This window comes from Acinetobacter sp. YH12076, from assembly GCF_013419525.1.
Lineage (GTDB): Bacteria > Pseudomonadota > Gammaproteobacteria > Pseudomonadales > Moraxellaceae > Acinetobacter > Acinetobacter amyesii.
Genome location: NZ_VOZY01000004.1, coordinates 64,724 through 88,799, shown reverse-complemented (window position 1 = coordinate 88,799; position 24,076 = coordinate 64,724). Strand labels below are relative to the sequence as shown.

The 24,076-nt window shown below is 42.2% G+C and carries 25 protein-coding genes and 1 pseudogene; 14 read left to right on the top strand and 12 right to left on the bottom strand.

What is annotated here, in order from left to right; all coding sequences use genetic code 11:
• Window positions 1-9 precede the first annotated feature (9 nt).
• The 3 genes from FTU22_RS04910 to FTU22_RS04900 form a co-directional block, all read right to left on the bottom strand.
• Window positions 10-459, bottom strand: coding sequence for a hypothetical protein (locus tag FTU22_RS04910; protein ID WP_078189705.1), 450 nt, complete (start codon window positions 457-459; stop codon window positions 10-12).
• A 70-nt stretch (window positions 460-529) separates the two neighbouring features.
• A complete protein-coding gene (locus tag FTU22_RS04905; RefSeq protein WP_180093281.1) occupies window positions 530-1,531 on the bottom strand; it encodes a hypothetical protein in 1,002 nt (333 codons plus the stop codon).
• Window positions 1,532-1,663: 132 nt separating this feature from the next.
• Entirely contained in the window at window positions 1,664-1,909 is a 246-nt protein-coding gene (locus FTU22_RS04900) for a SlyX family protein (protein WP_078189840.1), read from the bottom strand.
• A 34-nt stretch (window positions 1,910-1,943) separates the two neighbouring features.
• On the opposite strand from FTU22_RS04900, the gene FTU22_RS04895 reads away from it, so the two are divergent.
• The 4 genes from FTU22_RS04895 (at window position 1,944) to FTU22_RS04880 (ending at window position 6,963) form a co-directional block, all read left to right on the top strand.
• Complete coding sequence (locus FTU22_RS04895) at window positions 1,944-3,848, top strand: ATP-binding cassette domain-containing protein (RefSeq protein ID WP_180093279.1); 1,905 nt, start codon at window positions 1,944-1,946, stop codon at window positions 3,846-3,848.
• Between the two features lie 185 nt (window positions 3,849-4,033).
• The gene (locus FTU22_RS04890) at window positions 4,034-4,795 is read left to right on the top strand and encodes a 3-oxoacyl-ACP reductase (protein WP_180093277.1); all 762 of its coding nucleotides are present in this window, start codon (window positions 4,034-4,036) and stop codon (window positions 4,793-4,795) included.
• A gap of 87 nt (window positions 4,796-4,882) precedes the next feature.
• Window positions 4,883-5,818, top strand: a complete 936-nt coding sequence (locus FTU22_RS04885) for a lauroyl acyltransferase (protein ID WP_180093275.1) — start codon at window positions 4,883-4,885, stop codon at window positions 5,816-5,818.
• Between the two features lie 32 nt (window positions 5,819-5,850).
• Window positions 5,851-6,963: a glycosyltransferase family 4 protein gene (locus tag FTU22_RS04880; RefSeq protein WP_180093273.1), complete on the top strand. Its 1,113-nt coding sequence runs from the start codon at window positions 5,851-5,853 to the stop codon at window positions 6,961-6,963.
• Between the two features lie 179 nt (window positions 6,964-7,142).
• Here FTU22_RS04880 and FTU22_RS04875 read toward each other — a convergent pair whose 3' ends face one another.
• Both FTU22_RS04875 and FTU22_RS04870 read right to left on the bottom strand, forming a co-directional pair.
• Window positions 7,143-7,448 carry a hypothetical protein gene (locus tag FTU22_RS04875; protein WP_180024471.1) on the bottom strand — a complete coding sequence of 102 codons (306 nt, stop codon included), beginning with the start codon at window positions 7,446-7,448 and terminating at the stop codon, window positions 7,143-7,145.
• 370 nt (window positions 7,449-7,818) lie between these two features.
• On the bottom strand, window positions 7,819-8,946 hold the full coding sequence (locus FTU22_RS04870; RefSeq protein ID WP_180093271.1) for an endonuclease/exonuclease/phosphatase family protein: 1,128 nt from the start codon (window positions 8,944-8,946) through the stop codon (window positions 7,819-7,821).
• Window positions 8,947-9,131: 185 nt separating this feature from the next.
• On the opposite strand from FTU22_RS04870, the gene asd reads away from it, so the two are divergent.
• The 5 genes from asd to truA all read left to right on the top strand — a co-directional run bounded on the left by asd (window position 9,132) and on the right by truA (window position 15,030).
• Window positions 9,132-10,250 carry an aspartate-semialdehyde dehydrogenase gene (asd, locus tag FTU22_RS04865; RefSeq protein WP_180005293.1) on the top strand — a complete coding sequence of 373 codons (1,119 nt, stop codon included), beginning with the start codon at window positions 9,132-9,134 and terminating at the stop codon, window positions 10,248-10,250.
• A gap of 143 nt (window positions 10,251-10,393) precedes the next feature.
• The gene (locus FTU22_RS04860) at window positions 10,394-11,818 is read left to right on the top strand and encodes a hypothetical protein (protein ID WP_180093269.1); all 1,425 of its coding nucleotides are present in this window, start codon (window positions 10,394-10,396) and stop codon (window positions 11,816-11,818) included.
• Between the two features lie 75 nt (window positions 11,819-11,893).
• Window positions 11,894-13,204 (top strand): fimbrial protein FimV, encoded by a 1,311-nt coding sequence (locus FTU22_RS04855; RefSeq protein WP_180093267.1) that lies wholly within the window; start codon window positions 11,894-11,896, stop codon window positions 13,202-13,204.
• A gap of 49 nt (window positions 13,205-13,253) precedes the next feature.
• A complete protein-coding gene (locus FTU22_RS04850) occupies window positions 13,254-14,216 on the top strand; it encodes an asparaginase domain-containing protein (protein ID WP_180093434.1) in 963 nt (320 codons plus the stop codon).
• A 16-nt stretch (window positions 14,217-14,232) separates the two neighbouring features.
• Entirely contained in the window at window positions 14,233-15,030 is a 798-nt protein-coding gene (gene truA, locus FTU22_RS04845) for a tRNA pseudouridine(38-40) synthase TruA (protein ID WP_078189716.1), read from the top strand.
• 129 nt (window positions 15,031-15,159) lie between these two features.
• On the opposite strand, the gene FTU22_RS04840 is transcribed toward truA, so the two are convergent.
• The gene (locus FTU22_RS04840) at window positions 15,160-16,167 is read right to left on the bottom strand and encodes an AraC family transcriptional regulator (RefSeq protein ID WP_180093265.1); all 1,008 of its coding nucleotides are present in this window, start codon (window positions 16,165-16,167) and stop codon (window positions 15,160-15,162) included.
• Between the two features lie 231 nt (window positions 16,168-16,398).
• Here FTU22_RS04840 and infA point away from each other — a divergent pair, with 231 nt between their 5' ends.
• The 3 genes from infA to FTU22_RS04825 all read left to right on the top strand — a co-directional run bounded on the left by infA (window position 16,399) and on the right by FTU22_RS04825 (window position 17,690).
• Entirely contained in the window at window positions 16,399-16,620 is a 222-nt protein-coding gene (gene infA / locus FTU22_RS04835; protein ID WP_001284370.1) for a translation initiation factor IF-1, read from the top strand.
• A gap of 152 nt (window positions 16,621-16,772) precedes the next feature.
• Entirely contained in the window at window positions 16,773-17,147 is a 375-nt protein-coding gene (locus FTU22_RS04830; protein ID WP_180093264.1) for a hypothetical protein, read from the top strand.
• Window positions 17,148-17,261: 114 nt separating this feature from the next.
• Window positions 17,262-17,690 carry a hypothetical protein gene (locus FTU22_RS04825; protein WP_257225884.1) on the top strand — a complete coding sequence of 143 codons (429 nt, stop codon included), beginning with the start codon at window positions 17,262-17,264 and terminating at the stop codon, window positions 17,688-17,690.
• A 73-nt stretch (window positions 17,691-17,763) separates the two neighbouring features.
• Here the strand turns inward: FTU22_RS04825 and leuB are convergent, their stop codons facing one another.
• The 5 genes from leuB to FTU22_RS04800 all read right to left on the bottom strand — a co-directional run bounded on the left by leuB (window position 17,764) and on the right by FTU22_RS04800 (window position 22,114).
• Window positions 17,764-18,843, bottom strand: a complete 1,080-nt coding sequence (gene leuB, locus FTU22_RS04820) for a 3-isopropylmalate dehydrogenase (RefSeq protein WP_078189719.1) — start codon at window positions 18,841-18,843, stop codon at window positions 17,764-17,766.
• Window positions 18,844-18,884: 41 nt separating this feature from the next.
• On the bottom strand, window positions 18,885-19,448 hold the full coding sequence (locus tag FTU22_RS04815; RefSeq protein WP_111884086.1) for a hypothetical protein: 564 nt from the start codon (window positions 19,446-19,448) through the stop codon (window positions 18,885-18,887).
• A 109-nt stretch (window positions 19,449-19,557) separates the two neighbouring features.
• Window positions 19,558-20,208 carry a 3-isopropylmalate dehydratase small subunit gene (gene leuD, locus FTU22_RS04810; RefSeq protein ID WP_180093262.1) on the bottom strand — a complete coding sequence of 217 codons (651 nt, stop codon included), beginning with the start codon at window positions 20,206-20,208 and terminating at the stop codon, window positions 19,558-19,560.
• Between the two features lie 99 nt (window positions 20,209-20,307).
• Window positions 20,308-21,756, bottom strand: a complete 1,449-nt coding sequence (leuC, locus tag FTU22_RS04805) for a 3-isopropylmalate dehydratase large subunit (protein ID WP_180093260.1) — start codon at window positions 21,754-21,756, stop codon at window positions 20,308-20,310.
• Window positions 21,757-21,913: 157 nt separating this feature from the next.
• Window positions 21,914-22,114, bottom strand: a complete 201-nt coding sequence (locus tag FTU22_RS04800; RefSeq protein ID WP_180093258.1) for a hypothetical protein — start codon at window positions 22,112-22,114, stop codon at window positions 21,914-21,916.
• Between FTU22_RS04800 and FTU22_RS04795 the strand changes: the two are divergent.
• Window positions 22,113-22,348, top strand: a pseudogene (locus FTU22_RS04795) (DUF2061 domain-containing protein). The gene FTU22_RS04800 and the pseudogene FTU22_RS04795 sit on opposite strands and share 2 nt — an antisense overlap.
• A 129-nt stretch (window positions 22,349-22,477) precedes the next feature.
• Here the strand turns inward: FTU22_RS04795 and FTU22_RS04790 are convergent.
• Entirely contained in the window at window positions 22,478-22,687 is a 210-nt protein-coding gene (locus FTU22_RS04790) for a hypothetical protein (protein WP_180005297.1), read from the bottom strand.
• Between the two features lie 469 nt (window positions 22,688-23,156).
• On the opposite strand from FTU22_RS04790, the gene FTU22_RS04785 reads away from it, so the two are divergent.
• Complete coding sequence (locus tag FTU22_RS04785) at window positions 23,157-24,020, top strand: LysR family transcriptional regulator (protein WP_078189725.1); 864 nt, start codon at window positions 23,157-23,159, stop codon at window positions 24,018-24,020.
• Window positions 24,021-24,076 lie beyond the last annotated feature (56 nt).

Below are 24,076 nucleotides of genomic sequence, written 5' to 3'. Positions count from 1 at the left end.
TTTTAAAATTTAAAGTTCAGCCAATGAATGTAAAAATGCTTTCATATCATCAAGCTGTGTGGCTCTTAAGTCAGATTCTTCGTTCCAATAGAGTCCTACACAGTTTGCCTGCATATCAATAGCATAAATGCCCTTTAATGTAATGGCTAAATCCTTGAACTTGTCATCACCATGCACCAGTTCAAGTTTGTCATCGACCACTAAAGCACGCATTAAAGGCAAACGCGCATCTGGAATCAGCACACTGTAATACGCCACCATACTGGCACGTTTTTCAGAAGCCATTGGAATCTTGGTCCAAGCAGGTGCAGCCACTAAACGTGGGTGCAGCCCCATCTTACGCGCCTTCTCGCGCATAATGCCCAAGGCTTTTTCTCTAGGATTTACTCGAAGTCCAAAAATCGACCCAAGTACAAAGACCACAATAAAAACAGTAACCCAGATTCCAGTATTTTCCATAGCACAACCTTTATATTCCTTTATTAGAGTTGCATAAGCGCAATATAAAACGCAAGTTCACTCGATAAAATTAATTCAGGAACATCTCGTGGCTATACAGCACTTCGTGACCATTCCAATAGATATATCCTTTTTCGATCAACTCTTTAAGTAATAGTCGAACATCAGATTGTGGGAACATTTGCTCCAATAAATCACGTAAGGCGTAGATATCTTTTGGTTTATCTGACTTTAATTCATGCAATTTTCGGATCACTTCCATTTGCACAGGATCAATCTTATTGAAATTTTTAAATAAGCCTTGTTGTGCAGCCTGAATCATCGATGCCATATTATCAGTATTTGAGGTTTGATCTTCGAGTGAAGCACTAAATGCATTCAGGTCTGTTTTTATCGGCAATGCTATTTCAGCAGTCGCATTTAAATCTAGCTGTACCCATTGTTTGAGTACTTTTTTTCGAATCGAAATTTGCTCATCAAAGTGTTTGACGATTTTTAGATTGATCAACATACCGACCAAATGCTGAGCTTTTTCGCTAGAGACTTGCAAAATATTCATCAGCGAGTTTTTCAGTTTATCCAAACTGTTTGGCTTGCCACTGAGTTTTTCCAGACCATCACAATAGTGTTTAATCAGTAATAAATCAGGTTTATTCCGAATGGTTTCTAGGTCAGGAATTTTATACTCCACTTTATGTGAAACTTCTTGTTCTGATTGAATTTGAATAAGATGTGCGCTGAGTCCAGTGCCGTTCAATTGTTCCATCAGTAATTCAATATCAGGCATCGCTGAAATGACTTCAATATGCGCATCTGGATCCATCAAGGCCATCAGTTGCCCCACAATCACCGCATATTCAAATTCTTTTTGCGGCGTTTCCGGAATATCCAAAACCACCAATTGACCACTCGCGATCCACCCTGCAATTTCAGTTAAATCTTCAAGTGCATATTCAAATTTTCCGCTGCAGCTAAACACATACAAAGTACTGTAATGTTCAATGATATTGCGCAATAGATTTGCTGTGGGCGGGTTATTTTCCAAATCTAGCAGGACAACTTTTTGACTCATGAGATGAAATAATGGGTTTCGATCAGCAGATGCGGTGCATTAGACCTGTCACGCTGCAAAAGGTCAAATAAATTTACACCAATCCACAGCTTTGGCGCTGATTCGTCATCTGCCTGTCATTCAAAATCGACATTAATAATGCGGTGGGCGGTTGGTCATCGGGTCAAATGCCGCAATACCTTCAGATAAATCTGCCGATTCAATACGACGATACAACATCTGCATTTGTTTCTTTAAATCAGCGATTTCGGCGTTTTGACGCGCAACTTGATCATTCAGTTGGTCAACTAAATCATCTAAAAATGCAATTCGGACTTGCAAATCTTCAATGGGTGCGGAAAATGACGCCTGTTCATCAAGATTTTGTTGTGTAGTCAATTTACACTCCTCATATAAGATTTCAGGAAACATTATGGCCTATATTACTTTAAGGGACGTCCAGCTTGCGTTTGGCGGACCTTCCCTACTCGACGGCGCGAACTTCAGTTTAGAACGTGGCGAGCGAGTATGTCTAATCGGTCGTAATGGTGAAGGTAAGTCTACTTTACTTAAACTGATTGAGGGAACTTTATTGCCAGATGGCGGTGAAGTTTCATTGCAAAATGGCATTACGATTTCAATGCTTGCGCAAGATGTACCCATGGATTCGGGCAAAGTTGCTGATATTGTTGCCGATGGTGCAGGTGAAGCTGCTACTGTACTGCGTGCTTATCATGAAGCCAGTGAAGCCTGCGTACTCGGCGATATGGACGCCTGTGAGCGCATGGGTAACTTACAACATCAGATGGATCAAATGGATGGCTGGTCACTTGAAACCAAAGTGAATGCTATCCTCAGTAAAATGGGCCTAGACCCAGAAGCTGACCTTGCAGATTTGTCTGGTGGTCGTAAGCGTCGTGTTTTATTGGCACGTGCTCTCTTGACGCAGCCCGATGTCTTACTACTCGACGAACCAACCAACCATTTGGACGTTGAAAGTATTGAATGGCTCGAAAAATTCCTGCTTGATCAAAACAACTTAACCCTGTTGTTTATTTCGCATGACCGTTCATTTGTCGACAGCATCGCAACCCGTATTGTGGAACTTGACCGCGGCATTTTGCGTAGCTATGAAGGCAACTATTCACGTTACCTCGAACTCAAAGCTCAGCAAATGGAAGCGGAAGAAAAGCAAAATGCGCTATTCGATAAAAAACTCGCTGAAGAAGAAGTGTGGATTCGTCAGGGCATTAAAGCGCGTCGTACTCGTAACGAAGGTCGTGTTCGTGCCTTAAAAGCGTTGCGTGAAGAGTCTAAAGCACGTCGTTCACAACAAGGTAAAGTGAGCATGGCAACGCAAGATGCGCAGCGCTCAGGTAAAGTGGTCTTTGAAATTGAAAACTTAGCTGTGCAATTTGGTAACAGCGCACCAATCATCAAAGACTTCTCGGCACTGGTATTACGTGGTGACCGTATCGGCTTAGTCGGTGACAACGGTGTGGGTAAAACCACTCTTATCAAAGCTATTTTGGGTGAGCAAGAACATACTGGTACTGTGAAAACAGGTACACAGCTTGAAGTTGCTTACTTTGATCAGCTTCGAAATGCACTTGATCTTGAAAAATCAGTGAAAGATAACGTTTCTGAAGGCTCAGACCATGTCGATGTAAACGGTAGCCGTCGTCACATCTACAGTTATTTACAAGACTTTTTATTCTCTCCAGAACGCGCACGTACACCAGTTAAAGCACTGTCTGGGGGTGAGCGTAACCGTATTCTGTTGGCGAAACTGCTATTGAAACCATCGAACCTTATCGTGATGGACGAACCGACCAACGACTTGGATATGGTGACTCTTGAACTGTTGGAAGAAATGCTCAGCGCTTACAAAGGCACACTGTTACTGATTTCGCATGACCGTGCATTTATGGACAACGTGGTGACGTCGACTTGGGTCTTTGATGGTAAAGGTCAAATCGATGAATACATCGGCGGTTACCAAGACTATTTGGAACAGCGTCCTGACCAAACTGTCGTGGATCAAAAAAGCGATGTGAAAAAAGCCATGGCTAAAGCCGAAGCAGCGGCTGCCGCTGCCGTGCCTAAAAAAGTCAAGCTCAGCTATAAAGACCAACGTGCCCTAGAACAACTACCAACTGAAATTGAAGCATTAGAACAAGAGCAAGCTGAATTGTCTGAAAAATTAGCCGACGGTACTTGGTTTATGACTGACGCCAATGCTGCCACCAAAGCATCACAGCGTCTTGCTGAAATTGATGACGAAATGCTAGAAAAAATGGAACGTTTAGATGAGTTAGAAACGCTCGCTAAAGGCTAAGTCCACAAATATTCCACACAGAAAAAGCCGTATTTCGATACGGCTTTTTTTTGTCATATGACTCGGCTGAATTATTAGATCGGATAACTCAGTTTCAAATTGGAGTATACAGCGTCTGTAAAGAGGATTCCGCTAATGCGAAAAGCTTGCTATGGTGACACTCAACATTAGATTGAGTCACGAGCATGCAAATTTCAGATCAAATTGTCTTGGTTACAGGAGGCGCACGTGGCCTCGGTTTGGCAATTAGCCAAACTTTAATAGCTGAAGGCGCACGCGTGGTCGTGAACTATCTATCCAGTCAAACTGCGGCAGAACAGTTGGCGACCGCATTTCCTCAGCAAGTGTTTGCCTATCAAGCAGATGTCACAAATAAAGCTCAAGTAGAACAGCTCTTTGCCGCAGCAGAAGCACATTTTGGTACCGCGATCACCTCTGTCGTAAATAATGCCCTCATCCATTTTCAATTTAATGGCGATGCCCGTCCTAAAATGGAAGAACTGACTGCACAACACTTACAGCAACAGTTTGATGGCGCAGTCGTCGCTGCACTCAACACCACGCAAGCTGCACTTCCAAAGATGAAAGCACAGGGTTTTGGTCGCATTGTCAATATTGGTACCAACCTGGTACAAAACCCTGTCGTGCCTTACCACGACTACACTGCAGCAAAGGCAGCACTTTTGGCCTTCACTCGCACAGCGGCGCATGAGCTGGGTGAGTTTGGGATTAATGTGAATATGCTTTCAGGTGGCTTATTACAAAGCACCGATGCCAGTAAAGCGACGCCCGATGCCGTGTTTGATTTAATCGCAGCATCGACACCTTTACGCACAGTGACCACACCTGAAGAATTTGCGGCGGCCATCATGATGTTCTTGTCCCCTTACTCACGTGCAGTCACCGGGCAGAATTTGATTGTCGATGGCGGTTTAGTCAAAGGTTAAGTCTAGCGCAGCATGAGTTTGAACTTTCTCTTTCAATTCAGCTTCATGCTAAACTGAACCCTATTTTTTAATCTTTGATTTAGCCCTATGAGTCAAAAGCCAACATATCAACCCGGAAAATTCCAATGGTCTTTCTTACTTCCTCAGTATTGGGGAATTTGGATAGGGATTGTATTTCTTATGATTTTGGCGATTCTTCCGTGGGCAATTCAGTATCGACTTGGGCAATTCCTCGGTTCTGTCGCATTTAATAATCTCAAATCACGTCGTAAAACCACGATTCGCAACTTGGAAGTTTGCTTTCCTGAATGGACGGCAGAACAGATTGAAGTTAATGCAAGACAGGTTTTTATCGACCAAATGATTGGCATTTTTGAAACTTTAAATGCATGGTACAGTCCGCAGTGGTTCAAAAATCGGGTGCAAATTGAAGGCTTAGAACATATTCAAAATGCACAAGCTGAAGGCAAAGGTATTTTACTCCTCGGCACACATTCTACCCTGCTCGATGCTGGTGGCTATTTATGCGCACAGTTCTTTGAGCCGGATGTGGTTTATCGTCCGCAAAATAATCCGCTGTTGGATATGTTGATTGTGCGTTGCCGTGCCACCATCTATGCCAACCAAATCGACCATGACGATATGCGTGGCTTGATTCGCAATCTGAAAAATGGCCATGCCATTTGGTACAGTCCCGATCAAGACTTTGGTTTAAAACAAGGGGTTATGGCACCGTTTTTTGGTACTCTCGCAGCCACTGTTACTGCACATCGTCGCTTATTAAAAATTGCTAAAGCCGAGGCGATCCCGTTGTATTTTTATCGCGATGGCGACATCAGCAACCCTCAATATCATGTGCTGATTGAACCTGCTTTGGATAATTTTCCGAGTGAAGATGAAGTTTCGGATGCTGTTCGAACCAATAAAATTATTGAAAATCAGCTACGAATCGCACCGACACAATACATGTGGTTCCATCGCCGCTTTAAAACCCGCCCACAAGGCTATGACAAAATCTATTGAGTTCAACTCAGCACATAAAAAAGAGAAATGCTATGAAAGTAATGCAGCTTTTACCTGAATTGAACAGTGGTGGTGTCGAGCGAGGAACCTTAGAAATAGCTCGTGCTTTAGTGACCGCCGGTCATGAGTCCTTAGTGGTTTCAAATGGTGGTCGCATGGTAACTCAATTGGAAGCTGAAGGTTCAACTCACCTCACGCTCGCAATCCATAAAAAAGCCTTATCAAGCTTATGGCAAATTCGTCCTCTACGTAAACTGATTGAGCAACATCAACCAGACATAGTGCATGTGCGCTCACGTGTCCCTGCGTGGCTCACGCATTTTGCCCTCAAAGGGATTCCTGCAAACAAGCGACCTCACCTGATTTCAACTGTACATGGTTTTTATTCGATTAATCGCTATAGTCAAATCATGACGCAGGCTGAAAAAGTCATTGCGGTCTCGGATAGTGTTGTCAAATACATCACGGACAACTACAAAAACTGTCCTACCAAGGACATTGTGCGTATTTATCGTGGCATTGACCCCGCTGCTTTTCCACATGGTTATCAACCCTCAGCACAGTGGCTCAATCAAACCCTAAAAGATTTCCCTGAACTAGAAAATAAGCGTCTGATTTGCTTACCAGGCCGTATCACCCGTTTGAAAGGTCATGAAACCCTGATCCATTTAATGGAACAGCTACAAACACAGTATCCCGACGTACATGCGGTGGTGGTCGGTGGTGCAGATCCGAAAAAAGCGGCTTATTTACAAGAAATGCAAGACAGTATTGCGGCTAAAGGGCTGAGTGATCGGATTACTTTTGTCGGTCATCGTTCAGATATCCGTGAATGGTTAGCTTTTAGCGATTTGGTTTTATCTTTGTCGAGCCAAGCGGAAACCTTTGGACGGACTGTACTCGAAGCACTGTCTGTAGGTACACCTGTGATTGGTTGGAACCGTGGTGGTGTAGCTGAAATTTTATCCAATGTCTATCCGCAAGGTTTAGTCACTGTCGATAATGAAACACAATTACTCGACACCTTAAAGTTGCATTTAGACCAACCACAACACGTGCAGCCTATCAGCATGTTTAGTTTAAAAGAGATGTGTGATCAGACTTTGGAGTTGTATACGCAAGTGGTCTCTCAGCATTCAGCTTGATTGACTACACGCCATAGATCTTTGCTGCTCAGGATGAAGCTCGGAAAATATTTTTAATTCGGCAACTCAATCATCATCTAGAAAAGATATTGTGCATTTCACAATATCTTTTTTTCTATTAGGATTTTTTAACTGGCGATTTAATCCTTCCATTTCGCCCTTCAATTTCGGGCTTCCACTTAGCCCTTCCATACACGGTATCGGGACATCAACCAAAGGATTAGCGGCAACAACATGACATTCAGAATATATTTCAAACTTTGCCCTATACGCCAATAACCTCTATCTAAAATATCATGGCGTGCATTAAACAATTCCAATCCCACTGCGACGACCACAACGGTCCAAATCGCATAATGTGATTTCAATTGGCGGTGGTGGCAAAAGGCCACAAAAAAGAACAGGATTAAGCCAAGATAAATGGAAAGTGCATCTGTCGATAAGTGTGTAATCTGCAATATTTTCTGGTGCCATTCGGACAGCATAGAATGCCTCGTACTTATATTTATTGGAAATTCATCTCTTTTTTCTTGGCACACTGTATAAAGAAATTGATCATAAGAAAAGCAAAAATATGTATATCACAAAAGCAAAACCCGAGTTCTGCATCCTGCAAAACTCGGGTCTATGAGGTTGTGCTTTCACAAGTATTCTTTTTATTTTTTTATTGGCTTTCCTTTCCTGCATCTGTTCCGTGATGCTTCCATCGGCTTCGTCTTCCTTAGTGGGATGTTCCGTTCCCAGTTCCATGTGCCGATGATCAAAGAATAAGTCAATACACTTGACCTGACCATTCGTCAGAAGCCGAAAGCTGTGTAAGCTATTTCTTACACTTTTCTCTTAAATCAAACAAAATCAAGGTATCTTCGTACCATCCTTATAATCACGGGCGATTTCATCGGTCACAATCTTCTCCTCTTTCTCAGCTTTTTCTATACCCTCCTGAATTGCCTCTTGCGCTTCTTGTTCATCTTCATCTGTTTGCTCTAATTCTTCTTGGATTTGCTCAAATACCCTGCCTGTTTGCAGCACCACATAGACTGGAAAATGGTCTGAACCGATATTGGGCAAGCGTTCCATATGTACCAAGGCAAAATCTGTACTATGAAAAATATGGTCGAGCGACCAACGCAGCAGTGGATAATTGGCATGAAAGGTATTTACGAAATGACGTCCAACACGCGGGTCTAAAAGCCCACTGATTCGTTGAAAGAGTCGTGTAGTACGTGACCATGCCACATCATTCAGGTCCCCCATAACGATGCAACTTTCATCTAAATCTTTAATCTGATCGCCCACAATCAGCAATTCTGCATCGCGTAAAGTTGAATCTTTGGCTTCTGTTGGACTTGGCGGTTTGGGATGTAAACAATACAGTTGAACCTGATTTCCTGATGCTAAGGTGACTCGGGTATGGATCGAAGGAATTTCATCACTGAGAATAAATTTGACTTCAGTTTCACTAAGTTCTAACTTGCTATACAAATGCATCCCATACAAATTATCCAAAGGTACGGGTACGCGATAAGGATAATCAGCTTCAATCACTGCCAATTCATTTTGCCAAGTTTGATCGGTTTCTAGCGTGAGTACTAAGTCAGGTTGATGCTTTTGTATTTGTGCCAATAATAAGTGATATTGAGTATTCGGCGTAAGTACATTTGAGACAATGATTGAAATTTGTTTCTGTTTATCTAACTGGTCTGATCGAACTTTTTTGACTTGTTTTTTCCAAATAAAGGTATAAGGCAAAACCATTTTTAATTGATATGCCAAGGCAGCAATCAACCCAATTAAAATGATTTCACGCGCCAAGTCCCATTCAGCATTCCATAAAATTAAGCCTATGAAGGCAAATATGCCCAAAGCCAAGATTTGCAGACGCGGAAAATCTGCACCACGAAACCACCATTCATCTCGTGGTATGAGTGACCAAAATGTCAACCAAATGACGAAGCCAGCCAGTATTTCAATCCAAATCATTACGCCTCCCTTATATTCTTTATTTTTTATTGATTCATAAATTTATATCAGTTTTGCATGTAACATAAACAAGATATATTGCACAATATTATTGGTGTTTTCATTATGTAGCGCTTGCAGTTATGCGCCCTTTTGGTACACTCGAACCCCCTTTTTATTTTTTTAACGCACCGAGGCAAAGTGACATGAAAGTAGGTCTGGTCGGTTGGCGCGGGATGGTTGGTTCCGTCCTTATGCAACGTATGGTTGAAGAAAACGATTTCGCTCATTTCGAACCGTTTTACTTTTCTACCAGTAATGCAGGTGGTGAAGCCCCTGCGTTTGGTGGTAAGACTGCCCCAGCACTTATGGATGCAACGGACATTGATAGTCTGAAGCAAATGGATGTCATTATCACCTGCCAAGGTGGCGATTATACGACTGAAGTTTTTCCTAAGCTTAAAGCTGAAAACTGGAATGGTTACTGGATCGATGCTGCATCGACTTTACGTATGGACGATGAAGCAATCATCGTACTTGACCCAGTAAACATGAACGTAATCAAAGACGGCTTAGTAAAAGGTACAAAAACATTCGTGGGCGGTAACTGTACCGTTTCATTAATGTTAATGGGTTTAGGCGGTCTATTCCAAAATAATTTAGTGGAATGGGCAACCTCAATGACTTATCAAGCAGCATCTGGTGCAGGCGCGCAAAACATGCGTGAACTGATTTCAGGTATGGGCTACTTGTACAACAATACCAAAGACTTGCTGGATGACCCACGTTCACCAATTTTAGATATCGATTCTAAAATTGCACAGTTACAACGTGGCGAAGGTTTCCCATCTGCAAACTTCGGTGTGCCTTTAGCGGGTTCTCTCATTCCTTATATCGACAAACAGCTTGAAAGCGGTCAGTCGAAAGAAGAATGGAAAGGTCAAGTTGAAACCAACAAGATCTTAGGCAACCAGCAAATCGTTCCAATCGATGGACACTGTGTCCGTATTGGTGCAATGCGTTGTCACTCACAAGCATTGACTTTAAAACTTCGTAAAGATGTTCCACTGGATGAAATCGAAGATATTATCGCAAGTGCCAACGATTGGTCTAAAGTGGTTCCAAATACCCGTGAAGCGTCAATGACTGATTTGACTCCTGTTGCTGTAACAGGCACCTTGTCTGTTCCAGTTGGTCGTCTCCGTAAGCTCAACATGGGTAAAGAATACCTAGGTGCATTCACTGTAGGTGACCAATTGCTTTGGGGTGCTGCTGAACCTTTACGTCGTATGCTAAGAATTCTCATTGATTATAAAAATGCTTAAGCATTTTTAAGTCTCTGAACAGGAAGCCGATCACAATTGATCGGCTTTTTTATGTAACTGTCGTGTAAATATTTTACAATTCTTTGACAACTCGCTAATCTATAATTTTCGCCATGCGACATATATTCGAGCTAAAGATTAAGATGACCGTATATAACAAATTAAAGATCGCCATTTTAGCCGTTATTGCATCTCAAAACATTCAAGCGATCAGCATTGATCCTGTACAAGTCCAGTCAGCACCCGGGGAATTGCTGTACGCTGAGATTCATTTTCGCCACTCAAATACATCTGTGCCGCTCGATGCAAGTTTAGCCACGGCAGAAGATTTGTTGAGTATGGGTACAGGGCATCAACCACCGGGGCATTTAAACTTCTTTACGCGTCGTGATGGTGCGGGCAATGGGGTAATTACCATTACCTCTTCGCGTCCAGTAACCGATGCAGAACTTAATTTTATTGTTAATATTAAAGAAGGGAATGCTTCACGCCTGCAACAAATTCGTACCCCATTAAAACGCAATCCAGCGCCGTCAAATGCGACTCAAACCCGTGCCAATGAGCGTGCTTTAACACCTGTCGTGATTGTAAATGAAAAAGAAATTGCCTTAAATTTACCTGTCAGCACACTGTATACCGCAAAAGCACCCGTAGCTGCAGAACAACCCTTATTACTCAGTACCAAAGCACCTCCACAGTTAGCAACGTCAACGCCTGTTGCGATTGAACCTGTCACGCATGTACAAAATTATAGTGTTACGCCTGCGGAGCAAAATAGCGCAAGTACTTCATCAGGTTCTGAAACATCAATTTCGAAAGTTACAAAAACCAATTCGACCGGCTCTGTCAGTTCAGAAATGCAAGCCACACAAACTGCAACAGCATCAACTGCAAGATCTCAAGACCCATTGGCACAAAAATTTGCTGCGGAGCAGGCAGCACAAAAACGTGAAAATCCAACAACGACAACTCAAACAGCATCTACACCAAAACCAACAAGTACTGCAGCTGCATCAACAGCAACACCTGCGGCAAAATATGTGGTTCGCTCAAATGAAAGCCTTTGGGGGATTGCCTCACGTATTGCGACAGAACAAAACCGCCCTGTCTCTGAAGTCATGCAACAGATTAAAAACAGCAACGAACATGCATTCATTCAGGGCGACGTAAACCGTCTGCGCCGTGGTGCGGCATTAAATCTGCATGGTATGCAGCAAGCAAAACAGCCTGTAAAAGTCTCTGCGGCAGAACTTGCCAAAGTGCCTTCGAAGCAGTCAGGCAAAACCAAATACCGTTTGAATCAAGCTGAAATGAGTCTGGTTGCAGAGAAAGCGCAAGATTCGGCACAATCTTCTGCCAACAGTGCGGCAGAAAAGAATAAAACTTCGAAAGAGTTGTCATTAAAAGTTATGACATCTCGTGAAAAAACCGTTAAATTACAGAGAAACGTAACTCAATTAGAATTGGCGCTAAATCAAAAGGATCACAGAATTCAATTATTAAATGCTCGTCTTGCTCAACTGCAACAACAGTTGAAAGCTCAACAAGCAGATAAAAGAAGCCAATAAACTAAAACGTTACCAATCAAGATTTTATAGGGATGAGTGCAACTTTATATCGCTCTATCTCCAAGGGGTTAAAACATGCTGATTTATGTGATTCCATTAGTGATCTTAGTGATCGTATTGGTTTTTTTAAACAAACGCCAAAAAGATCAAGAATCAGATAAAGCCAAACCGACATCCACTAAAACCAAGAAAACGGGTGTTTCGGCCAAAGCGACTCCGAAGAAAACTCAAGTGGTTGAAAGCAGTTTCATTGAAAAAAAATCAATGACGCCATTAACGACCGATGCTCGTGGCAAAATTGAAAAATTAATTGCGGAACGTAATTTCTTTTCTGCTGAAGCGCAAATCAATCAATCATTAAAACGTGATAACTCACAACATGAGTTGTATCTATATCTCTTAGATATTCACATTTTACAAAAAGACGAATTTGCCATCAGCCAATTGCTGAGCCATATTCGTTCACTTGAACTCGATGAAATTTTAGAACAAGCTGAAGCAAAAAAAGTAGAGTTTGAAAATTCTCAAAATGTGAAAGATGATGCCATTAACTTTGTATCACCAATCACTGAAGAGGTTCCATCAAAAGCTCAAAATACCTCTGATTTTGATGCTTTAATGCAAAGTTCAACTGCTGCACCTGTTGAACCCAAAGCAGCAGAAATTAAACCTCTAGATTTTAATTTCACCACTGAAACGCCAGCAAAAGCAGACATTTCAACCCCAGTTGAAAGTGCGCCTGCTGAAAAAATACAGACGCTTGAATTTGACACGCTTTCAATTTCACCAGAACCTGCACTTGAAGCAACACCGAAAACTGAAGAGATTGCTCAGCCATCTCCTGCCGTTGAAGAAATCAAACCGATTGATTTTGTAATGGACTTTGCCCCAAGCACTGAAGCTGCGGCTGAAACCAAAACAGAAACTGTAGAAGAAAAAATCGAGCCTTTAGATTTTTCATTTACAACAGAAACATCGGTTGTAGAAGAAAACAAAGTTGAAGCTCCAACCTTAAACTTTGACTTAGGTGCTTTTGAAACAGCAAAAACAGAAGACGCGGTTGTCGCTCCTGCAACAGAGATTAACCTTGAGTCTACGCCTGAAGATAAACCTGCCGCACCTGCTTCAAGTGGTGTGAGTTTTGACATTAGCGGTTTAGGCACACCGTCAACCCCATCTGCTACAGACCAAAATGATCCATTGGTTCAATCATTCCCTGAACTGGTTGAAGTCAATGAAATTGAATTGAATCTTGAATTGGCAGCGCAATACATCAAACTGGGTGCTTATGACGCTGCACGTGAAATTTTAACTGAAAAAGAGGCTGAGTTTTCTTCATCTCAACGTCAACAAGCAGATCAGTTACTGAATCAAATCGCATCTTAAGCAAAAGCGATTTAAACTAAAGCAGTCTTTCAAGGCTGCTTTTTTTATGATGAAAAAAATTGCTCTTATTTATATGGGTGGTACCTTCGGTTGTATCGGTGAACCATTAAGCCCCATGCCAGCGAATGCGTTTTTACCTAAATTACAGCATGTGCTGCCACTACACCTAAACATTGAATGTTTTGTTGCACCTGTCATTCGTGACAGTAGTGCTTGTACTGCACCCGACTGGCTAGCACTGATCCAACAAATTCAAAGTTTACAATTACAACAATTTCAGCATTTCGTAATTATTCATGGCACAGACACGCTTAGCTATGCCAGCGCAGTACTTGCACACTTTATGGCACATTCTGCTCATATCGTGCTTACAGGCAGCCAATATCCGCTGTTTAATGTGGCTGGTGACAACACGCGTGAATTTACCGATGCCATCGACAATTTAAATTTTGCATTGGAATCGGTACACCAATCCAGTGTTGGGGTTTATTTGGCCTTTCATCATCAACTGATGCATGCTCAATCCGCACTAAAAGTACATACAACCGATCTGAAAGCCTTTGATGGGCTGCCAGCCACACAGCCACTTTCAATGCTGACATCGCCTTATATTGTTCAAGTCAATGATTTAGACAAAGCGGCTCATTTCAATTGCCTGAATTGGATGTGGCAACCGATAACAACTGATCTACACATTCAAAATTTAGCCGCCCTGCTTACACACACGCCAGATGTTTTAATTCTGCAAGGTTTTGGCACAGGGAATATTGCCGTTGATGCTGAATTACTCAATGTATTGAAAGCCATACAACAAAAAAATTGCAAAATTATCTTAAGTACACAGGTTGTTCATGGCGGTATAGATCAACGCTATGCTGTGAGTGACTGGGTCAAAGACAGTGGAATATTACTGAGCAATTGTTTGGGTCATGCAGATCTTTATGCCAAATGCTTGAAAATGTATTTACAATACGGCAGTGCCGCAGACTGGACTGCGCATTGGAACGATTAAGTCATTTGAGGTAACTATGCAACGTTTTGCGATTGGGATTGAGTTTTGTGGCATGCAATACAAGGGCTGGCAAACTCAGCAACCGGGCGTACCAAGCGTGCAAGAAACCATTGAAACCGTCCTCAGTAAAGTGGCCAATGAGCCAATCATGTTGCATGGCGCTGGCCGAACAGATGCGGGCGTCCATGCAACCAATATGGTGGCACATTTCGATACTCAGGCGATTCGTCCCATTCGTGGATGGTTAATGGGCAGCAATAGCCAATTACCCCGTGATATTTCCATCCAATGGATTAAGGAAATGGATCAGGACTTCCATGCCCGCTTTAAAGCGCAAGCACGTCGTTATCGCTATGTGGTCTATAACAATCCACAGCGACCAGCTTTACTGCACAAGCAAGTGACCCATGTTTATGCAAAATTAGATGTGCTAAAAATGCAACGTGCCGCGGCCAAATTTGAAGGCACTCATAATTTCGAAAGCTTCCGTGCCGCAGCCTGTCAGTCCAATCAGCCTGTTCGTCATGTCAGCCATTGCCGTCTGATCCAACACGGATGTTACTTGGTCCTAGATATTCAGGCCGATGGTTTTTTACATCACATGGTGCGTAACATCATGGGCTGTTTGTTGGAAATTGGGCAAGGTATGTATGACGTTGACCATATTGACGATATTTTTGCTGCTGAAGATCGTAAAGCAGCAGGTGTCACCGCACCACCCGATGGACTATATTTTATCCATGCAGACTATCCAGCTCAGTTTGAACTTCCTCAAGTTCCGTTAGGACCACATTGGCTAAATATGCCTGAATAAACAATCCCTCCCAACCTCACTTTCACAGAGAGGGTGTTTCATTTCCGCCATTGCCAGATTCTAAAGATGAAAATCCCTCTTTGAAAAAGGGGGATTCTGTTTAGGGAAGGATTTTATCGAAGATCAACCTTAACGCTGCTTCCGCTTACGATATTCCACGGGCGTTTCATTGGTCCAGCGTTTAAATGCGCGATAGAACGTACTTGGCTCAGAAAAACCCGTTAAGTAGACAATGCGCTCCACACTTTCATTGGTATTGGCCAATAATTTTTTAGCCAAACGACAGCGATAGTCTGACAAAATTTGCTGAAAACTGGTATTGGCTTCTGACAACTGAGTCCGTAAACGACGCGGAGTAATGTTGAGCTGCGCAGCGACCGTTTCGAGTGTGGTTTCACCGCTTTCAAGCGTTGAACCAATAGCACGGCGAACTTCACCGACCAAATCATAACGCGCCAACTCCTGAAGCTTTTCAATCGCCAACTGCTCATGCAATTGTAATAACTCAGGTTCTGCCTGCCACAATTGATACTCTAAAATAGCCGGATCAAAATACAATCGGGTTTCTTTCTGCCCTAAGCTCACAGGACATTCATAAACACGGAAATACTCATCATCTGGCGCGCCCTGACTAAAGTTAAAGTCGATATAAATCGGCTGAAAACGCCCTTCAGTAATAAACTTAAAGAAACGCAAAACACCGGACATCGCGCATTCAGAAAAATGACGATTCACGATATTTTCTGCCCAAGGCTGATGACCATTGGTCAAATAGCAGCGGTCATATTCAATCACCAATTGTGCATGAAAGGCATCGCTAATTAGGCGTTGATACGCCAAAGCTCGCTTTAAACCTTCACCAAAATTCTCAGATGAAATAAATAAGTGTTCAATCACCTGCCCTCGATATAAAGGCAAATGCTCTCCCAGATGCAAACCAATATCAGGATCCTTACTGACTTCTTCTGCAGCCACCCAGAACGCAAATTGCGCATTCAATGGGGTACGGTCATTGGTTTCAACCTGATTTAATGCCACACCCGCTTTTGTTAAAATTTCTTCTGTTGGCAATCCGGCACGACGAATCGCTTGATACCCTAAACGCAACACAACAGATGCATCAGTTAGCTGACCCACTCCAGAACCTTCCTTGTATGTACTTCATTTATACCTAAAAAGATTGATTTTAGATTAACTGCGATTGACCAAACTGACAACTGTTACTGCACATTTTTTGTTGAAAATATTTAACTGAATTGTTCGCTTATTTTACTGACAGTCGATCAGTTCAAAGCCTTTTACGGCTTGTATTCTGAAAAAAAATTGACTATAATTTGCGCCTTGCTAATTTATTCATTCAGGTAGGCTATGGCCAATAAAGAGGAACTCATCGAGTTCGAAGGCGTTGTCACCGAGACGCTTCCTAATACTATGTTCCGTGTACGTTTAGAAAACGGTCATGAAGTGATTGCTCACATCTCTGGCAAAATGCGTAAACACTATATCCGTATTTTGACTGGCGACAGTGTTAAAGTAGAAATGACACCTTATGATTTGACTAAGGGTCGTATCACTTACCGTGCGCGCTAAGTTTTAGCGAAGCGAAAAAGCCACTTTATCAGTGGCTTTTTTGTATTTATTTCAATACAATGATAAAAATTGACTGCAAATTTGCTTTCCTTTACAGTCTAAAAACATAAAAATTCGATTATAAAATTCAAAATATAAGGACATAAAATCATATGAAACATCTAGGATTAGTCGGTGCTATCTTTTGTGTTGCTTGCGCCACGACAGGCCAAAAGCAACTCAATCAATCCCTACAACACTATATTGGACAGCCAGCTGATCAAGTTCATAAAGAGCTCAACTTGAATCAATTGGGCTATAAAGTGATGGGAGCACCCGTACAAAGCAATGAAAAACTTAGCTATACCATTTTACGCTCGATGCCAATCCCGATTGGTACACCAAATATCGGCACCAGTATAGCCATGGGCGCCCCTATCCCAACGCCGTCTAAAGGTGGTGTCACTGTCGATATGGAATGTAAAATCGAGTTCAAATTACGCAATCAAATAGTTGAATCCATTGACTATGTTGGCAGAGCTTGTTGATCCTGCATGAGAATCCTAGAGGCTAATCTTGCTCGGATGACCGTGTATCAAATGACTACAGTGTTATACAGACCGAACTGACTAAACTGAATTTATTTCGTGAGGAACTGACCCATGGAATTTATTTTAGAACATCAGGTTTACAAAGATCAGCGTTTTATTCGCCCAATATTGAGCATGGGATGCGTTCTAAGCATTGTATGGTTGGCTGGTTGTACCACGACATCAACGATATCCTCCGTTGAACGTGAACGCTATTTAGCCTCATTTATTGGTCAATCGAGCCAAACGATTCAAGCAGAACTTAATCTCAGCAAACTCGGCTATCAAAGAACCTCTCCCGTAGAGGTCAGTTCAGACTACCTTCGTTATCGTGTTACGCGCCCGATCAGTATTCCTTTACCGATGGCGGAAAATCCTGCGATGCGCATGCCGATTCCCAGTGGAAATACACGCTATGAGGTTGAGTTAAACTGCCTTATTCAATTTCGCATAAAGCATAATATTGCAACTGATGTCCGATTAACTGGTCGCACCTGTTAGCGCATCAATTCTAGGATTGATAATTTCTAGGCACAAAAAACGCAGCATAAACGCTGCGTTTTTTGATTCGCCATTAGTTCAATGCAGAAACTACAGCTTGACCCATTTCAACAGTACCGACTTGAGTACTGCCTTCTGACATGATGTCACCTGTACGTAAACCTTGATCTAAGACATTACCTACTGCATCTTCAATCGCTTTTGCCGCCGCTTCTTCACGGAAGGTATAACGTAGCATCATAGCAACAGACAGAATTGTAGCTAATGGGTTCGCAATGTTTTGACCTGCGATGTCTGGCGCTGAACCGTGGCAAGGCTCATACATACCTTTACCATTCTCATCTAAAGAAGCCGATGGCAACATGCCGATAGAACCGGTTAACATCGCCGCTTCATCAGACAAGATATCGCCGAACAAGTTACCTGTCACGATTACATCAAACTGTTTTGGCGCACGGACCAATTGCATGGCAGCATTGTCAACATACATATGAGACAAGTTAATTTCAGGATACTGCTCTTCTTTTAACGCAGTTACAGTTTGTTTCCAAAGCTCAGTCACTTCTAGTACGTTGGCTTTATCCACTGAACATACCTTACCACCACGTAAGTTCGCCATTTCAAAAGCAACTTTGGCAATACGCTTGATTTCAGATTCAGCATATACGTCAGTATTGAAACCTTGTTTTTCGCCGTTTTCGAGTTCACGAATACCACGTGGTTGACCGAAATAGATCCCGCCAGTTAACTCACGTACGATCAAAATATCCAAACCTGCTACGATTTCAGGTTTTAAGCTCGACGCATCTGCAAGCTGCGGATAAAGAATTGCTGGACGTAAATTGGCAAATAAATTTAATTCTGAACGAATTTTTAATAGGCCACGTTCTGGACGAATTGAACGCTCAATGGTATCCCACTTAGGACCACCCACTGCACCCAATAAAATCGCATCAGCAGTCTTCGCTTGTGCTGCTGTTACATCTGGATAAGGTGAACCGTGCGCATCGATCGCTGCACCACCTAAAAGACCTTGTTCCCAAGTCAAACCTAAGTTGAATTTCTCGTTTACACGTGTCAGCACTTGTTCAGCCGCTTTCACGATTTCAGGACCAATACCATCACCTGGTAAAATCAAAATATGTTTTGACATGAGTCTTTCCATTTATACGCTGGCTTGATTACCAGTCAGATTTAAAGTTTCTTTTCTACAAACTCACCAAGTCCTGTGAGGACATTGTACGGTCGGCAGAAACGTCGAATCGTTTTTGCACCTTGCTTTAAGTCTACACAGAGCGGATCAGGCGCAGATTTATCCAGTAAACTGCCTCTGTTTTTTGAACGCTCACGGTACATTTTAAAGGTGTACTCGTGTTTGGACCTAAAGTTATGAATGACATGCAAGCGCTCTGCTTTTTCCTGAGAAATTGGATAATAGCGAATCACGATTTCATGCTGACCTGTAGGTACAGACAAATACAAAGGATTAGGTTCAGACAATGAACGACCATTCAACCGTACAATGCCTGCTTTAATCGCAGCACGTTGTACACGTTGATTATTTGGATCAACCACCTGTATTTGATCAAAACGCTCAAATTCACAGTGCGCTGTACCTGCACAGTAAATCAAAGCATTATTGTTTGTACTTTCAGTTTCTTTCACATTTTTAATGCGTGCCGTGTCAAAGCTTTGACAGGCAGAGAGCGTTGCAAACAGCGCTCCCGTTACAACCAGCTGACCGAAGAACTTTTTCATTTTTCGAACCCAACCTGATAAATTCTGGCTAACGTATAAATTTTGTTTCGCCTGATATTAACAAGACTTAAGCCGACTGACTACTAAGAAGTTCTACAGTGACACTGACTTAAGCTTTAATTTCTGCAAATACCCAAGGGCGAGATGCTTTGGTTTTTTCTTCATAAGCACGGATATCATCGGCTGCTTGTAAAGTTAAACCGATATCATCCAAGCCATTCAATAAGCAGTGTTTACGGAATGGATCGACTTCAAATTTAAATGCTTCACCACTCGGTGTACGCACTTCTTGCGCAGCCAAATCAATGGTTAATTGATAGCCTTCAGATGCAGCACATTCTTTAAACAACTGATCGACGATCTCTTCAGACAAGATCACTGGCAACATGCCATTTTTAAAACTGTTATTAAAGAAAATGTCCGCATAGCTTGGTGCAATGACGGTACGGAAACCATATTCTTCTAATGCCCAAGGCGCATGCTCACGGCTCGAACCACAACCAAAGTTTGCACGAGAGATCAAAATCGACGCACCTTGATAACGCGGTTTATTCAATTCGAAATCTGGGTTAATTGGACGTTTTGAAATGTCTTGACCTAAATAGCCTTCATCCAAATAGCGCAACTCATCAAATAAGTTGGCACCAAAGCCTGTACGCTTAATAGATTTCAAAAACTGTTTTGGAATAATTAAATCTGTATCCACATTGGCACGGTCTAATGGTGCAACGATACCTTGTTCAACGGTATATTTTTTCATGTTTATTTCTCACTGAATCCGTGACCTCTCCCTAACCCTCTCCTAAAAGGAGAGGGAACTCCTTCTCCCTCAGGGAGAAGGTTGGGATGAGGGCTTAAACTAGAATGTACGCACATCCACAAAGTGACCTGCAATTGCCGCAGCTGCTGCCATTGCTGGACTCACCAAGTGTGTACGACCGCCATTGCCTTGACGACCTTCAAAATTACGGTTAGACGTCGATGCACAGTGCTCACCTGGTTGCAATTTGTCGGCATTCATTGCCAAACACATTGAGCAACCCGGCTCACGCCATTCAAAGCCTGCTTCAATTAAGATTTTATCTAAGCCTTCTGCTTCTGCTTGTGCTTTGACTAAACCTGAACCCGGCACCACCATGGCTTGCTTAATCGATGCCGCCACTTTTTTGCCTTTGGCCACTTCAGCCGCTGCACGAATATCTTCGATGCGTGAGTTGGTACATGAACCAATAAATACACGGTCTAATTGAATATCAGCCAATGCCTGACCTGCTTCTAAGCCCATGTAATTGTATGCACGTGTCCAGTCATTACGCTGTACGTCATCTTTAGCTTGTTCTAAAGTAGGCACTGCTTGAGATACAGGAATCACCATCTCAGGAGAAGTCCCCCAAGACACTTGTGGCTCAATCTCTTCACCTTGCAACACCACAACAGTATCAAAATGCGCGCCTTCATCAGACACTAAAGTCTTCCAATATTCTACTGCAGCATCCCACTGTTCGCCCTTCGGTGCATATGGACGGTCTTTTACATAGGCAATGGTTTTGTCATCGACAGCCACCATACCCACGCGCGCGCCACCTTCGATCGCCATGTTACACACCGTCATACGACCTTCAATCGACATATCACGGAATACTTGACCACCAAACTCAATTGCGTGACCTGTACCACCTGCCGTACCGATTTTACCGATAATTGCTAAAACCACGTCTTTAGGAGTAACGCCTTGACCCAAGTGACCGTCAACACGCACCAACATGTTCTTCATTTTCTTTTGAACTAAGCATTGAGTCGCCAACACGTGTTCAACTTCAGATGTGCCAATACCATGAGCCAAGCAACCAAAAGCACCATGCGTTGCAGTATGTGAGTCACCACACACCACGGTCATACCTGGCAAGGTTAAACCTTGTTCTGGCCCAACCACATGCGCAATCCCTTGGCGTACATCGTTGATGTCAAATTGGGCCACATCAAAAGTTTTACAGTTGTCATCTAAAGTTTGCACTTGGATACGTGAAGTATCATCTTCGATCCCCGCAATCCCTTCAGAACGCTCTTTCGTAGACGTTGGTACGTTATGGTCAGGAGTTGCCACGTTTGCACTTAAACGCCAAGGTTTACGACCTGCAAGTTGTAGCCCTTCAAAGGCTTGTGGAGAAGTCACTTCATGCAATAAATGACGGTCGATATACAATAATGAAGAGCCATCATCTCGTTGTTTTACTAGATGGTCATCCCACAATTTGTCATACAAGGTTTTTTTTGTTTGGGTTTCCGCTTTTTGGGTTTCGCCTGCCATGTCGATTTGCTCCACTGGACTGGGTAAATTCTTTCGTTAAATCGATTATAACCACGTATTCACATAAATCTAATTTATCATTTTTATTAGTTTAAAAACTTATAGGAATGATATTTAACTGCTGATTTCCGCTGCATTTTAAAGACCATTAATGCGTTTAAAACACGCTCACTTCAATACTTTCAGCAGATGAGACTTTAGAATTTTCTCCGACTTTTTGTTCACTTTCTGCCATTTTTAAACAGTAATTTAAAAATTCAATGATCATAAATTGAATTTTCTCTTTTACATTACAAATAAGAATCATTATCATTAACTCATTGCCAAGATTTATCAATTTAACAAGGAGCATTTTCATGGCACACATTAACAAGTTCGTCGAAAATAATCAGCGCATGTTAAAAAAACCTTGAGCTATTACATTATGCATATCACGGTTGCGATGTTGGTTGGTTATTACGTGACAGGCAGTATTGCAATGGCTATTACCTTAAGTTTACTTGAACCAACTGTTCAAGCGGTTGCCTTTTTCTTCCACGAAAAAGTCTGGGAAAAGAAAGATAAAGCCGTAGAGGAAAATATCCCCGCTTAATCCAATCCTGCTCCTTGTAAAAAAACCACCATCACGGTGGTTTTTTTAATGACCTTAAAACGTTCTTTTACTCTATCCACTTTAACTTTCTATTCATTTCATCCTATAGATTCAATTGTAGACAGATCATCAAAGCTTGGGTTTTTGTTGTAAGACCAGCTGATCATGCGCCTCGATCAATTGTTCTATCGCAAGAATCAGTTTGTTTTTTGCCGCATTACACTCGGCAGCTGCACGGTTTTCGTCGTCTTCATCATCTGCGATTTCATATATCGCACAGCGCTTTTCGACTGTCCCTTCAAAAATATCCAATAAATTTTTAATGTGTTTAATATCCATCGCCTTCTCCCTGTGAGCTACAACATCGCTAATCGATGCCGCCCTGACTGTACCTGTTGCTATAATTATTCACTGAAAACTATGTTCTCCAAGCCATCAAAACTTGAACTCATTTTTTGTTCTAGTTTAAAGCTGAGTTAAAAAGAAAAGCCATCTCTCCTCTTTAATTCAAACGGTTAAAAATACTTTTCAGCCCTATATTTTTTATATTATGCATAACCGTGGTTTCTGTTTAAAAAACAACTTTGTAACAGCGCATTTGAGCTGAAAACGTCACAGCTCAGTCTCGAATCATGCAACAATCAAGCACTCGAATAACGCTATAGAACTCGGAAAATCCCCTCAGATTTAACGCGTAGTATGGCTTGAACGCCTAGTTTTAAATCAAAAGATACAACTTTTCCTTTGATTTATTCTTAAAATATTATAACAATGAGACTACGCATAAAAATTCTTTATAGGAATGAAGATGAATCTCGCAGCCTTTGAAGCCTTTGTAAAAGTTATGGAAACTGGTTCGATCTCCTTGGCAGCAGATCAGCTCTTCATTACGCAACCTGCTGTGACCAAGCGTATTCACAGTTTAGAAGAATACTTCGGTGTCAAACTTTTTGAATCAGCGGGTCGTGGTGTTCAAGCGACGCATGCAGCAAACTCTCTCTTGCCAAAAGTGAAAAGCTGGCTGAATGAGTTGGGCGATATTCACCATACGCTCAGCCATGAGCAAGGTCAGGTTCAAGGTAAACTGAAAATTGGTACCAGCCATCATATCGGCTTACACCATTTACCGGCTCATTTGCGTCAATATGTACAACAGTTTCCTGAAGTGACCTTAGATGTACACTTTGTTGATTCTGAACAAGCCCATGAGCAAGTTTTAGCTGGCGACTTAGAGTTGGCATTTTTGACTTTACCACCACAAGGTGACAGCCGTTTAAAATACATCACGACATGGAATGATCCGCTGGTATTCGTGGTTGCGCCTTTCCATCCTTTGGCGCAAGTTGAACATTTAACCTTAGAAGATTTGATCCAATACCCGAGTCTGTTACCTGCAGCGCAAACCTATACCAGTCAAATTACCTTAGCTGAGTTTGAAAAGTATGGACTCAAGCCGAAAGTCACCATGAGCAATAACTCACTTGAGTCGATTCGCATGTTGGTTTCAATTGGTCTCGGTTGGTCAGTCCTTCCTAAAACCTTATTGAACCAAGATTTAAAACAATTGAATTTACCTTCAAACATGAATCGTCAACTGGGGATGGTATGGCACCCAGGCCGTACTCAGTCACTTGCTGCACAAAAGCTGGTTGAATTGATGAAACACATCTAATTCATTTTTTTGCCTACAAAATTCAATTATTAATCAAGCCACCGCTATGGTGGCTT

What these genes read in the sequence shown, in the direction of transcription:
- FTU22_RS04910 (WP_078189705.1), bottom strand. Translation starts at nt 459, where the DNA reads ATGGAAAATACTGGAATCTGGGTTACTGTTTTTATTGTGGTCTTTGTA.
- FTU22_RS04905 (WP_180093281.1), bottom strand. Translation starts at nt 1,531, where the DNA reads ATGAGTCAAAAAGTTGTCCTGCTAGATTTGGAAAATAACCCGCCCACA.
- FTU22_RS04895 (WP_180093279.1), top strand. Translation starts at nt 1,944, where the DNA reads ATGGCCTATATTACTTTAAGGGACGTCCAGCTTGCGTTTGGCGGACCT.
- FTU22_RS04890 (WP_180093277.1), top strand. Translation starts at nt 4,034, where the DNA reads ATGCAAATTTCAGATCAAATTGTCTTGGTTACAGGAGGCGCACGTGGC.
- FTU22_RS04885 (WP_180093275.1), top strand. Translation starts at nt 4,883, where the DNA reads ATGAGTCAAAAGCCAACATATCAACCCGGAAAATTCCAATGGTCTTTC.
- FTU22_RS04880 (WP_180093273.1), top strand. Translation starts at nt 5,851, where the DNA reads ATGAAAGTAATGCAGCTTTTACCTGAATTGAACAGTGGTGGTGTCGAG.
- FTU22_RS04875 (WP_180024471.1), bottom strand. Translation starts at nt 7,448, where the DNA reads ATGCTGTCCGAATGGCACCAGAAAATATTGCAGATTACACACTTATCG.
- FTU22_RS04870 (WP_180093271.1), bottom strand. Translation starts at nt 8,946, where the DNA reads ATGATTTGGATTGAAATACTGGCTGGCTTCGTCATTTGGTTGACATTT.
- asd (WP_180005293.1), top strand. Translation starts at nt 9,132, where the DNA reads ATGAAAGTAGGTCTGGTCGGTTGGCGCGGGATGGTTGGTTCCGTCCTT.
- FTU22_RS04860 (WP_180093269.1), top strand. Translation starts at nt 10,394, where the DNA reads ATGACCGTATATAACAAATTAAAGATCGCCATTTTAGCCGTTATTGCA.
- FTU22_RS04855 (WP_180093267.1), top strand. Translation starts at nt 11,894, where the DNA reads ATGCTGATTTATGTGATTCCATTAGTGATCTTAGTGATCGTATTGGTT.
- FTU22_RS04850 (WP_180093434.1), top strand. Translation starts at nt 13,254, where the DNA reads ATGAAAAAAATTGCTCTTATTTATATGGGTGGTACCTTCGGTTGTATC.
- truA (WP_078189716.1), top strand. Translation starts at nt 14,233, where the DNA reads ATGCAACGTTTTGCGATTGGGATTGAGTTTTGTGGCATGCAATACAAG.
- infA (WP_001284370.1), top strand. Translation starts at nt 16,399, where the DNA reads ATGGCCAATAAAGAGGAACTCATCGAGTTCGAAGGCGTTGTCACCGAG.
- FTU22_RS04830 (WP_180093264.1), top strand. Translation starts at nt 16,773, where the DNA reads ATGAAACATCTAGGATTAGTCGGTGCTATCTTTTGTGTTGCTTGCGCC.
- FTU22_RS04825 (WP_257225884.1), top strand. Translation starts at nt 17,262, where the DNA reads ATGGAATTTATTTTAGAACATCAGGTTTACAAAGATCAGCGTTTTATT.
- leuB (WP_078189719.1), bottom strand. Translation starts at nt 18,843, where the DNA reads ATGTCAAAACATATTTTGATTTTACCAGGTGATGGTATTGGTCCTGAA.
- FTU22_RS04815 (WP_111884086.1), bottom strand. Translation starts at nt 19,448, where the DNA reads ATGAAAAAGTTCTTCGGTCAGCTGGTTGTAACGGGAGCGCTGTTTGCA.
- leuD (WP_180093262.1), bottom strand. Translation starts at nt 20,208, where the DNA reads ATGAAAAAATATACCGTTGAACAAGGTATCGTTGCACCATTAGACCGT.
- leuC (WP_180093260.1), bottom strand. Translation starts at nt 21,756, where the DNA reads ATGGCAGGCGAAACCCAAAAAGCGGAAACCCAAACAAAAAAAACCTTG.
- FTU22_RS04800 (WP_180093258.1), bottom strand. Translation starts at nt 22,114, where the DNA reads ATGAAAATGCTCCTTGTTAAATTGATAAATCTTGGCAATGAGTTAATG.
- FTU22_RS04790 (WP_180005297.1), bottom strand. Translation starts at nt 22,687, where the DNA reads ATGGATATTAAACACATTAAAAATTTATTGGATATTTTTGAAGGGACA.
- FTU22_RS04785 (WP_078189725.1), top strand. Translation starts at nt 23,157, where the DNA reads ATGAATCTCGCAGCCTTTGAAGCCTTTGTAAAAGTTATGGAAACTGGT.